The organism is Shinella zoogloeoides, from assembly GCF_022682305.1.
Lineage (GTDB): Bacteria > Pseudomonadota > Alphaproteobacteria > Rhizobiales > Rhizobiaceae > Shinella > Shinella zoogloeoides_B.
Genome location: NZ_CP093528.1, coordinates 349,717 through 360,959, shown reverse-complemented (window position 1 = coordinate 360,959; position 11,243 = coordinate 349,717). Strand labels below are relative to the sequence as shown.

Below are 11,243 nucleotides of genomic sequence, written 5' to 3'. Positions count from 1 at the left end.
CAGGATGTCATGACCGTCAGCCCTTCCACCGTTCCCGATCCGAACGCGCCGCTTCTCCAGCTCCTCCTGCGTGCCCGCACCCAGCAGCTTTCGCTCGCAGACCTGTTCCAGACCGCGGAAACCCTTGCCAGCGCCGGCCAGAAGGCGGCGGCCGTGGAACTCTACAAGACCTGGATCGCCTTCAACGACGCGAACCCGCTGCTGCATCTGGCCTATTTCAACTATGGCGTGGCCCTTTCCTCCGCAGGCGATATCGCCGGCGCGATGCATGCGCTGCGCGCGGCGATAAGGTTGAGCCCGCTTTTCGGCCAGGCGCATATCAATCTCGGCCGCGCGCTCGAGGATTGCGGGCTGATCGGCGATGCCGTGCAGCAATGGCGCGTCTTCGCCGATGCGACGGCGGAGATGACGCCCGACAAGCTCAACAACCGCCTGCTCAGCCTGCAGCATATTGGCCGCGTGCTGGAAGGCGCCGGCCAGCTCGACGAGGCCGAGGTCGCGCTCTGGCAGGCAATGGAACTGCAACCCTCCCGCCCCGAGGCCGCCCAGCACTGGATCTCGCTGCGCGCACGCCAGTGCAAGTGGCCGGTCGTCGCACCGTCCATGCACCTGACGATGCGCAACTTCATGGACGCCATGTCCTCCATGACGATCGCCTGCTATGCGGACGACCCGCTGTTCCACCTGGCGAAAGCCTATCGCTACGGCCACCGCACCGTCGGCCGCCCTGCGGACCTTGCCGCGCTGGAACGCCGGCCGGTGCGGATGAAGACCGGAACCGGGCAGCGCCTGCGCATCGGCTACGTCTCCTCGGACCTGCGCCAGCACGCCGTCGGCTTCGCGCTCAGCGAGGTGCTAGAGCTGCACGACAAGGCCACTGTCGAGGTCTTCGCCTATTATTGCGGCGACCCGGCCCCGATCGACCAGACACAGGCGCGGATCAAGCTGGCCGTCGACCATTGGCGCGACATTTCAGGCGTCGGCGATCTCGAGGCCGCCCGCCAGATCGTCGACGACGAGATCGACGTGCTGATCGACGTCAACGGCTATACGAAGAACGCCCGCACGAGGATCTTCGCCTACCGGCCCGCACCGGTGATCGTGAATTTCTGCGGCTATCCGGGCACCATGGCGACGCCATACCACCAGTACATGATCGCCGACGACGTGATCGTGCCGCCGGAAAACGAGCTTTATTATACGGAAAGGGTCCTGCGCATCGCCTGCAACCAGCCGGTGGACCGCAAGCGCGCGGTCAGCCCGCGCCCGACCCGCACTGCGGCGGGCTTGCCGGAGGAGACCTTCGTCTTCGCCAGCTTCAACGGCATGCAGAAGATCACCGCCCCGTGCTTCGCCCGGTGGCTGGCCATTCTCCACGCCACACCCGGCAGCGTGCTCTGGCTGCTGGCCGGCGACGACAGCGCCAACGAGCGCCTGCGCAAGATGGCATCCGACGCCGGCATCGCGCCCGAACGGCTGCTCTTCGCCGGCAAGGCGATGAACCCGGATCACCTCGCGCGCATCGGTCTTGCCGATCTCTTCCTCGACACCTTCCCCTATGGCGCGCATTCCACCGCGGCCGATGCCATCACGCAGGGCCTGCCGGTGCTCACCGTCGCCGGTAAGAGCTTCGCCTCGCGCTTCTGCGCCAGCATCGTCACGGCCGCCGGCGTTCCCGAACTGGTGTGCGAGGGGCCGGACGAATATGTGCGCAAGGCCGTCGCCTTCGCGCGGGACCCCGCCAGCCTCAAGGCGGTGCGCGACGCCATCGAGCACCAGCGGGAAACCGCGCCGCTGCGCGACATGCCCGCCCTTGCCTTGCGCCTCGAAGACCTGTTCTGGCAGATGCAGGGCGAGGCCGAGCGCGGCGAGACGCCCGTGCCGGACCTGCGCAATCTCGACATCTACTACGAGATCGGCACGGAGCTTGCCGCGCAGGGCATCGAGTTCGAGGACGAGGCCGCCTATCGTGCGCGCTACCGGGCGGAACTTGCCGCCCTCGACGCCTTCGCGCCGCTTTCGCCCGATGCCCGCCTCTGGCAGGGCGACGCGCCATGACGCAGGAAACGATCCTCATCGTCGGCGCCGGCCTTTCCGGTGCCGTCATCGGCCGCGAACTGGCCCGGCAGGGCTACCGGATCGAGATCGTCGATTCACGTGCGCATATCGGCGGCAACTGCCACACGGAGCGCGACGCGGCGACGGGCGTGATGGTGCATGTCTACGGCCCGCACATCTTCCACACGGACGATCAGGAAGTCTGGGATTATGTGAACGGCTTCACCACCTTCATGCCCTACAAGAACCGCGTGAAGACGACGAGTGGCGGACAGGTTTATTCGCTGCCCGTCAACCTGCACACGATCAACCAGTTCTTCGGCAAGACCCTGCGCCCGGACGAGGCGCGCACCTTCCTCGAGGGCGAGGCGGACACGTCCATCGCCGATCCGCAGACCTTCGAGGAACAGGCCCTGCGCTTCGTCGGCAAGGGGCTCTACGAGGCCTTCTTCAAGGGCTATACGCAGAAACAGTGGGGCTGCTCGCCGACCGCCCTGCCCGCCTCGATCCTGAAGCGCCTGCCGGTGCGCTTCAACTACGAGGACAACTACTTCTTCCACAAATACCAGGGCATGCCGGAAAACGGCTATACCGAGATGATCGCCGGCATCCTCGACCATCCGAACATCACGGTGCGGCTCACAACCGATTTCCGGCGCGAAGCGGCGGACGGCTATTCCCACATCTTCTATTCCGGCCCGCTCGACGGCTATTTCGACTACGAACTCGGCCGCCTCGGCTATCGCACGCTGGATTTCGAGCGCTTCACCTATGACGGCGACTACCAGGGCTGCGCGGTGATGAACTACGGCGACGTTTCGGTGCCCTATACGCGCATCACCGAGCACAAGCATTTCTCCCCCTGGGAGGAGCACCGGGGTTCGGTCTGCTATCGGGAATTCTCGCGGGCCTGCGAGCCGGGCGACATCCCCTACTACCCGATCCGTCTCGTGGAGGAGAAGGCGCAGCTTGCCGACTATATCGCGCGCGCCGAACAGGAAACGGGCGTCACCTTCGTCGGCCGGCTTGGAACCTACCGCTATCTCGACATGGACGTGACGATCCGCGAGGCGCTCGACACGGCAAGGCTCTACCTTGCCCGCCGGGCGGAAAACGCGGCCATGCCGACCTTCCTGAACCCGCCGCTCTGAAACGCGAAAAGGCCCCGGTAAACCGGGGCCTTCTGATTTCCGTATCCTGCGTTTTCCGATTAACGGAAGAGCGTGAGGATGCTTTCCGAAGCCGAGTTGGCGATCGACAGCGACTGGATGGCGAGCTGCTGCTGGGTCTGCAGGGCCTTCAGGCGGGTCGATTCCTCGTTCATGTCGGCGTCCACGAGACGGCCAACGCCCGAGTCGATGGAGTCGGTCAGCTTGGAGACGAAGTCTTCCTGCAGGCCGATGCGCATCGCCATGGAGCCGAGGTCGGCGGCGGCGGAGGTCATCTTGCCGAGGGCTTCGTCAACCAGCGTGATCAGGCCGTCGAGCTGTGCGCCGGTGGTCGTGCCGTCGATCGAGAATTCCGAAACGGATTCCGCCGTGGAGCCTGCGGGAACGGTCGTATCAACTTGCCAGAGGAAGTTGGTGGCATCCTTGGCGAAGGCTTCCTGGCCGTTGTTCGCGCCCAGATCCTGTTCTTTAGCGGCGACCCAGACGTCATCGGCAACCTTAACGTAACCGATACCGGCGCCAGCGCCGTCGCCGACCGTGGTCCAGGCAATCTTGCCGCCGGCATCGAAGCTGCCGCCTGCGAGCGTCACGGCATCGCTGACCTCTGCGGACGTGAATTTCGGCACGTTTACGGGAGCAGTCGTGCCGTTCGTGTTGACGTTGACCACAACGCCGTCGCCGGCAATGTTTTGCGTCTGGTCGAGGATACCGGTATTACCGCCCTTGTCGAACAGAACGTTGTCTACCGTAAGGTCATAGTTGACCTTCTTGACCGAAACAGCACCGCCGCTGTCGCGGACGAAGGAGGCGACGACGCTCGTCTGGTCGCCTACATTGGCTTCAAGCCAGTTCTCGCCGGAGAAGGAAGCGGCTTCGGAAATGCTCTTGAGCTGGTCCTGAAGCTGGGAGATTTCTTCCTGGATCTTGGTCTTGTCGACGCCGTCTTCCGTGGCGGCAACCAGCTTCTTCTTGATTTCCTTCACGACTTCGATCGAAGAGTTCATACCGGCATAGGCGGTATCGACCTTCGCGGCACCGAGGCCGAGGGCGTCCTGAACGGCGGAAAGCGCCATGTTGTCGGAGCGCATGGTCGTCGCGATCGACCAATAGGCGGCGTTGTCGGACGCGCCGCCGACGCGCAGGCCGGAGGAAACACGCGCCTGCGTGTCTTCCATGTCCGAACCGATCGACCGCAGCGTCTGGAGAGCGGACATAGCCGCAACATTGGTGAGAATGCTCGTCATTGAATGGTGCCCCTTGATTGGCTTCAGGAGAAGGGACATTCCGGGTTCCACCGGGAGCGCCAACCAGCATCATGCTTGCCAGGCCTGTCATTCTTGAGGCCGGCTTGTCGCTTCGATGGTTCTAGGTAACGCGCTCATGGTTAACGAACTGCTAAGCGGGGCGAGAAAATACACTGAGCGGTAACCATAACCGTCGCCGCAGAACCAAACCCTCTCTTTCGTCATGCTCGAGGCGGGCCGGAGGATGAAGGAGCAGGTGGTGCAGGGTTTAAAACGCAAAAGCCGCGCTTCTTGCGAAGCGCGGCCTCCATAGAGAAGTGGAGAAAATCCCCACCGGTCCTGCTGTCTCGATTAACGGAACAGCGACAGAACGTTCTGCGATGCGTTGTTGGCGATCGACAGCGACTGGATGGCGAGCTGCTGCTGGGTCTGCAGGGCCTTCAGGCGGGTCGATTCCTCGTTCATGTCTGCATCGACCAGGCGGCCAACGCCCTTGTCGATGGCCGAGCTGAGCTGGGAAACGAATTCTTCCTGCAGGCCGATACGGGAAGAAATCGAACCGAGAGCCGAAGCGGCGCTGGTCATGCTCTTGAGCGCGTTGTCGACGTTCTGGATCAGTGCGTCCAACTCCGTGCCGGTGGTGGAGTTGCTGATCGAGAAGCCCGATACGGACGCCGTCGGAGTAGTAGACGGGCTGGTGACATCGATCTTCCAGAGGTTCGTGCCGGCGTCCGTCGCAAACGTTTCCTGACCGTCGTTGGCTCCCTTGTCCTGCTCTTCTGCAGCAACCCAGGTGTCATCAGCGATCTTGACGAAGCCCCGACCGGCACCGGCGCCATCACTAGCCACCGTCCAGGCGATGTTGCCGCCTGCATCGAAGCCGCCGGTTGCACCGGTGACGGCAGTGCTGACTTCAGCCGTCGTGAACTTCTTCACGTTGACGGCAGCGACCGTGCCGCCCGTATTGACGTTGACGACGATGCTATCGGAGCCAAGGCTGTTCATCTGGTCCAGGATACCCGCATCGGCACCGGACTTGTCGAACAGCACCGAATTTGCGTCGAGCGTGTAATCGACTTTCTTGACCGAGACCGCACCGAGGTCGTTACGGACGAAGGAGGCAACGACCGTTGCCTTGTTGGCCGGGCCGCCGCTGGCGATGTCGGTTTCCAGCCAGTTCTCACCCGAGAACGAAGCAGCTTCGGAGATGCTCTTGAGCTGGCCCTGGAGCTGCTTGATTTCTTCGTTGATCTTGGTCTTGTCGACGCCGTCTTCCGTTGCCGTCACCAGCTTCTTCTTGATTTCCTTGACCACGTCGATCGAGGAATTCATACCGGCATAGGCGGTATCGACCTTCGCCGCACCGAGGCCGAGGGCGTCCTGAACGGCGGAAAGCGCCATGTTGTCGGAACGCATGGTCGTTGCGATCGACCAGTAGGCGGCGTTGTCGGACGCGCTGCCGACGCGCAGGCCCGTCGAGACGTGCGCCTGGGTTTCGTCCATGTTGTTGTTGATGGAGCGCAGCGTCTGGAGAGCAGACATTGCTGCTGCGTTGGTGAGGATGCTCGTCATTGTCGTTGTCCCTTTGAACGAAGTACTGGTGGGGACATACCGGACTCAAAAAACTTTACCGGTTACGGCGGTTCGGCCTCATGCCAACTCGGTTCCTCTCGCGGTCGGAGGGATACCAAACCCGTCGTGTCACGGTGAAATTCGCAGCCATTCCTTGCCAACTGATTAAATCGGCGATTCGACTTCGACGCACTAAGATTTATGGTTAACCGCCGGTAAAAGCCGACGGGAGCGGCCTAGCTGAAGGACCGCACGAGGCTGCCGACGAGCAGGTTCCAGCCGTCGATGAGCACGAAGAACAGGATCTTGAAGGGCAGCGAGATCGAGGTGGGCGGCAGCATCATCATGCCCATGGCCATGGTGATGGTGGCGACGATCATGTCGATGACGAGGAAGGGCAGCACGACGAGGAAGCCGATCTCGAAGCCGCGGCGGATTTCCGAGATCATGAAGGCGGGGATGACGACGCGCAGGTCCGCCACATTGTCCTTCACCATGGTCTGGCCGCGCTCTTCCGCCAGCGAGATGAACAGTTCGATATCCTTGTCGCGCGTGTTGGCGACCATGAATTCGCGGAACGGCTCGGCGATGCGCTTGGCGGCCTCCGTCTCGTCGATCTGGTTGGCCATCAGCGGCTCCACGCCGTTCTGCCAGGCGCGGTCGAAGGTCGGGGCCATGACGTAGAAGGTCATGAACAGCGCCAGCGAGACGAGGATCATGTTCGACGGCGTGGTGGCAAGGCCCATGCCCGAGCGCAGGATCGAGAAGGCGATGACGAAGCGCGGAAAGCTCGTCACCATGATCAGGATGCCGGGCGCGACCGAAAGGATCGTCAGAAGCCCGAAGGTGCGGATGATCCAGGCCGCCGCGGAGCCGTCTACGGGCGCGTTCAGGAGGCCGCCCGGCAGTTGCAACTGCTGCTGGGCGTAGGCCATGCCGGTCATCGCCATCATGGCGAGAAAGGTCAGAAAGGCTCGAATCATTCGATCACGAAGGTGCGGAACATGACGTTGGTTACGCGCCCTTCGGACCTGAGGTCAACCCGCTCCTCCAGGTCTTCCCGCAGATATTGGAAGCCGCGCGGCCCCTGCACCTGCTGGAGCGAGACCGTGCGCATATAGGCCATGATATCCTGATGGATTTCCTCCGCCAGAACCGCATCCGGCGCGCCCTTGAACATCAGCGCCACTTCGAGCCGCACGCGGTTGTCGGACGGATAGGCAAGGTTGCTGGTGATCGGGTCGAGCAGCACGATGCCGTTCGCCTCGGTGGAGATATGCGGGATTTCCCCCGCCTCCGCCTTCTCGCCGCCGCCATGGCCGCCCTCGGCGGGAGGCTCGGCCTTCGCCACCTCTTGCGCCGGCTCTTCGGCCGGCGGCGGGGCAAGCATGTTGCCCACGAACCAGCCGCCGCCACCGGCCAGCAGCGTCAGCACGGCGACGACCGCGATGGTGATGACCAGCGAGGGCTTCTTCTTGGTCTCGACGCCCTGTTCTTCGTCCGCCATGTTCGTGTTTCCGGGTTGGGAGAATGGGATCGTCAGATCGGCGAGAACAGGTCGATGGCCTGCTGGCCCCACGGCGGCTGCTGCACTTCCGTCAGGCGGCCGCGGCCGCCGTAGGAGATGCGGGCTTCCGCGATCTTCTCGTAGGAAATCTGGTTATAGGCGTCGACATCCTGCGGCCGCACGATGCCGGCGACGTTGAGGATGCGAAGCTCGTGGTTCACGCGCACTTCCTGTGAACCGCTGATCAGAAGGTTGCCGTTCTCCACGACGCCGGTGACGACCGCCGCCACGAGCAGGTTCAGCTTTTCCGCGCGCTCCGTGGAGCCGTCGCCCTTGGTGCTGGTCGACGAGCCGAAGGAAAGATCGCCCTCGGCATCGACGCTGCTGCTGGCGGATTTTCCGCCGAAGCCGAAATTCATACCGCTCTTGTTGGTGCGCGAGCGGTCCGTCTTGTTGTCGAAGCTCGCCTTGTCGTTGACGCGGATGTTGACGGTCAGGATGTCGCCCATCTTGAAGGCGCGCGAATCCTTGAAGAGCGCCGATTGCTGGTCGCTCCACAGCGAATAGCCGGCGACCGAATTGCGCGGCTGCTTGGGATACATGGCCATCTGCGGCGTCTCGGCATAGCTGAGGCCGCTGCCGATGGGGCTCATCGCCGGCGCCCGGCCGATTTCCTTGACCGCCTGGCTCTGGCAGCCCGACAGGGCCAGCGCGACGGCGAGTGCGGAGGCGATCTTTTTCATGACGGGTCCTTTGAGGTATTCGGGTCTGTCGCCGAAACGAGGATGCGGGTGAGCGCGGCGGCCTTGTCGGCCGGCATCTCGCCGAGAATGGTGCTCGACTGGCGCGGCGGCAGCTTCATGACGATGGCCGAGGCGATCTCCGGGTCCAGTTCGGCGAGCTGCGCGGCAGCGGCGTCCGGCTTCATCTTGCGGTAGATGTCCACCAGGTCCTTTTCCGTTGACTTCAGGAAGTCGTTGCGGCGCTTCAGCCAGTCCTGGTATTCCGCGCGCCGCATCTCCAGCGTCTTGATGCGTTCGTCGACGTCCTTCTGCAGCTTCTCAAGCTCCTGCTTCTGGAGAAGGTAGCGCTGGTCGCGCGCGGCATCCGCGATGTTGGTGCAGAATTCGCGGATTTCGTCGGCGCTCGCCTTGGTCGTCATGATGACGGGGCGCTCCTCGGCGAAGGCGCCGGGAATGGCCATCATCACGAGGCCGGCGAGAGGAAGGGCGAGCCTTCTTGCGAGAAGGGAAAGGGTCGTGTTCGTCATTGCAATACCAGTTCCGCCTGGAGGGCTCCGGCCGTCTTGATGCTCTGCAGGATGGAGATGATGCCATCCGGCTTCACGCCGATGCTGTTCAGGCCCGAGACGAGCGAGCGCAGGCTGGAGCCGTCGAGCATCGCGACGTTGCCGCCTTCCTGCTGGACGAGGATATCCGTGCGCGGCTCCTCGGCCGTGACGCCGCGGGAGAAGGGTTCGGGCTGAACCACCGTGGGCATTTCGCTGACCTGCACGGTCAGCGTGCCGTAGCTGACGGCGACGGGCGAAATGCGCACGTCCTGGCCGATGACGATGGTGCCCGTGCGCTCATTGATCACCACGCGCGCCGGCGCATCGGTCTCGATGACGAGGTTCTCGATATCGGCCATCAGGCGGGTGAGGTCCGCCATGCGGGGCTTGGCGACATGCACGGCCTGGGAATCGCGCGATTCGGCGATCGGCCCGCCATATTGCGCGGCCGCATAACGGTTGATCGCATCCGCCATGCCGACGGACGTCGAGAAGTCGGGGTTGCGAAGCTGCAGCACGAGATCGGAGGCGTCCTTGAAGCGCGAGGGCAGCTCGCGCTCGATGATCGCGCCGTTCGGCACGCGGCCGGCGGTCGTCACGCCCTGCTGCACGCTCGCCGCATCACCGCTGGCATTGATGCCGGTAACGACGACGGAGCCTTGCGCGACAGCGTAAATCTGGCCGTCGGCGCCGGAAAGCGAGGTCATGACCAATGTGCCGCCGCGCAGCGACGAGGCGTCGCCCAGCGAGCCGACCGTCACGTCGATGCGGCTGCCGGGGCTGGCGAAGGGCGGCAGGTTGGCGGTGACGAGCACGGCCGCGATGTTCTTGGCGCGCGTCTGGTTGCCGACCATCGAGATACCGAGGTTCTGCAGCATCGCGCGCATGGACTGCTCGGTGAAGGGCGCGGCGCGCATGCTGTCGCCGGTGCCCTGGAGGCCGACGACGAGGCCGTAGCCGATGAGCTGGTTCTCGCGGCCGGACTGCACCGAGGCCACGTCCTTGATGCGGGCGGCCGGCAGCGCCGGGCCTGCCGCGAGCATCAGGCAGGCGACAACGGCAAGCGCGCGACCAAGAAGGGACTGCATCATTTCGCCACCACGTGTACGGTTCCGTCCGCCATGACCGTGCCGGCGACGATCACGCCGGAATCCTTGTTGCGGACCTTGATGAGAGCGCCGACCGCGGCATCCTCAAGGGACGTTCCGGCCGCCCGGAGCACCAGCGTGCCGCTGTCGAAGACGAGCTGGACGGTGGTGCCGCGGGAAACGGCAAAGGGTTCGCGCAGGGCCGAGACGAGGATGACGCGGCCGGGAAGCAGCGTGCGCTTGCTCACCATGCCGCTGACATCGGCGATGGTCTCGGCAAAGCCCTTCACGATGTTCGGGTTGGTGACCTCGACTTCCTCGACCTGACCGGCATCGATCTCCTCGCCGGGATAGATGGTGCGCTTCGGCACGACGGCGGTGCGCGCGTCGGCAAGGGCCGCATCGGCCACGAGAAGACCCGCCAGCACGGCCGGCACGGCAAGTGCCGTGCGCCGCCATGCACTGAGGGTCTTTGCGGTACGAAGAGCTGCTATCAGGCGAAACATCATGTTCCCCGCGTGTCCGGTTGCTATCTCAGGTTCTTGCTGACGACCGCGGCCATCTCGTCCGCCGCCTGGATGATCTTGGAATTCATCTCGTAGGCGCGCTGGGCGGAGATCAGGTCGGTGATTTCCTTGACCGGATCGACGTTGGAGGCTTCGAGATAGTTCTGCTGGATATAGGCGAAGCCCGCCTCGTCCGGTGCGCCGACATTGGCCGGGCCGGAGGCGGCGGTCTCGCGGTAGAGGTTCTCGCCGAGCGGCTCGAGGCCGGCCTCGTTGACGAAGTTCGCCAGCGTGATCTGGCCGAGATCCTGCTGCTGGCCCGCCACGGTGGCGAAGACCTGGCCGGACCGCGTGACGGTGACTTCCGTCGCGTCCTGCGGCACCGTGATGCCCGGCACGACCGTATAGCCGTCGAGGGTGACGAGCTGGCCTTCTGCGTTGGTGTTGAAGGCGCCGGCGCGGGTGTAGAGCGTCGAGCCGTCCGAAGCCTCGATCTGGAACCAGCCGCGCCCGATGAGCGCGAGGTCGAAGGAGTTGCCGGTGGAAACGAGGCCGCCCTGGAGATGCAGGTTGCGCACGGCCGCCGTCTTCACGCCGAGACCGATGATGGCGCCTTCCGGCACGACCGCCTGGTTGGCGCGGTTCGGCACGCCGGCGGCGCGCTCGGTCTGGTAGAGAAGGTCGGAGAACTCGGCGCGGGCGCGCTTGAAGCCGGTCGTGTTGATGTTCGCGATGTTGTTCGCGATGACTTCGAGGTTCGTCTGCTGCGCGTTCATGCCGGTGGCGGCGATGGCAAGGGCTTTCATGT

The 11,243-nt window shown here is 64.1% G+C and carries 11 protein-coding genes; 2 read left to right on the top strand and 9 right to left on the bottom strand.

The genetic code is table 11. The features are described from left to right. The first annotated feature begins 9 nt into the window (after positions 1 to 9). A complete protein-coding gene (locus tag MOE34_RS01855; RefSeq protein WP_242220309.1) occupies positions 10 to 2,058 on the top strand; it encodes a glycosyl transferase in 2,049 nt (682 codons plus the stop codon). Beyond that, the gene (gene glf, locus MOE34_RS01850) at positions 2,055 to 3,209 is read left to right on the top strand and encodes a UDP-galactopyranose mutase (RefSeq protein ID WP_242220306.1); all 1,155 of its coding nucleotides are present in this window, start codon (positions 2,055 to 2,057) and stop codon (positions 3,207 to 3,209) included. The genes MOE34_RS01855 and glf overlap by 4 nt, the downstream gene beginning before the upstream one ends. 59 nt (positions 3,210 to 3,268) lie before the next feature. On the opposite strand, the gene MOE34_RS01845 is transcribed toward glf, so the two are convergent. The 9 genes from MOE34_RS01845 to flgG all read right to left on the bottom strand — a co-directional run bounded on the left by MOE34_RS01845 (position 3,269) and on the right by flgG (position 11,241). After that, complete coding sequence (locus tag MOE34_RS01845) at positions 3,269 to 4,471, bottom strand: flagellin (RefSeq protein ID WP_242220303.1); 1,203 nt, start codon at positions 4,469 to 4,471, stop codon at positions 3,269 to 3,271. 351 nt (positions 4,472 to 4,822) lie between these two features. Then, complete coding sequence (locus tag MOE34_RS01840) at positions 4,823 to 6,043, bottom strand: flagellin (protein ID WP_160787007.1); 1,221 nt, start codon at positions 6,041 to 6,043, stop codon at positions 4,823 to 4,825. 236 nt (positions 6,044 to 6,279) lie between these two features. After that, the gene (gene fliP / locus MOE34_RS01835) at positions 6,280 to 7,026 is read right to left on the bottom strand and encodes a flagellar type III secretion system pore protein FliP (protein ID WP_242220300.1); all 747 of its coding nucleotides are present in this window, start codon (positions 7,024 to 7,026) and stop codon (positions 6,280 to 6,282) included. Further along, positions 7,023 to 7,550: a flagellar basal body-associated FliL family protein gene (locus MOE34_RS01830; protein WP_242220298.1), complete on the bottom strand. Its 528-nt coding sequence runs from the start codon at positions 7,548 to 7,550 to the stop codon at positions 7,023 to 7,025. The genes fliP and MOE34_RS01830 overlap by 4 nt, the downstream gene beginning before the upstream one ends. Before the next feature lie 32 nt (positions 7,551 to 7,582). Further along, positions 7,583 to 8,293: a flagellar basal body L-ring protein FlgH gene (gene flgH, locus MOE34_RS01825; protein ID WP_160787004.1), complete on the bottom strand. Its 711-nt coding sequence runs from the start codon at positions 8,291 to 8,293 to the stop codon at positions 7,583 to 7,585. Beyond that, positions 8,290 to 8,820 (bottom strand): MotE family protein, encoded by a 531-nt coding sequence (locus MOE34_RS01820; protein ID WP_160787003.1) that lies wholly within the window; start codon positions 8,818 to 8,820, stop codon positions 8,290 to 8,292. Before MOE34_RS01820 ends, flgH begins: the two co-directional genes overlap by 4 nt. Continuing rightward, entirely contained in the window at positions 8,817 to 9,884 is a 1,068-nt protein-coding gene (locus MOE34_RS01815) for a flagellar basal body P-ring protein FlgI (protein WP_242223692.1), read from the bottom strand. The genes MOE34_RS01820 and MOE34_RS01815 overlap by 4 nt, the downstream gene beginning before the upstream one ends. A 44-nt stretch (positions 9,885 to 9,928) precedes the next feature. Then, positions 9,929 to 10,438, bottom strand: a complete 510-nt coding sequence (gene flgA / locus MOE34_RS01810; protein ID WP_242220295.1) for a flagellar basal body P-ring formation chaperone FlgA — start codon at positions 10,436 to 10,438, stop codon at positions 9,929 to 9,931. A 20-nt stretch (positions 10,439 to 10,458) separates the two neighbouring features. After that, positions 10,459 to 11,241, bottom strand: a complete 783-nt coding sequence (flgG, locus tag MOE34_RS01805; protein ID WP_242220287.1) for a flagellar basal-body rod protein FlgG — start codon at positions 11,239 to 11,241, stop codon at positions 10,459 to 10,461. Positions 11,242 to 11,243: the final 2 nt, after the last annotated feature.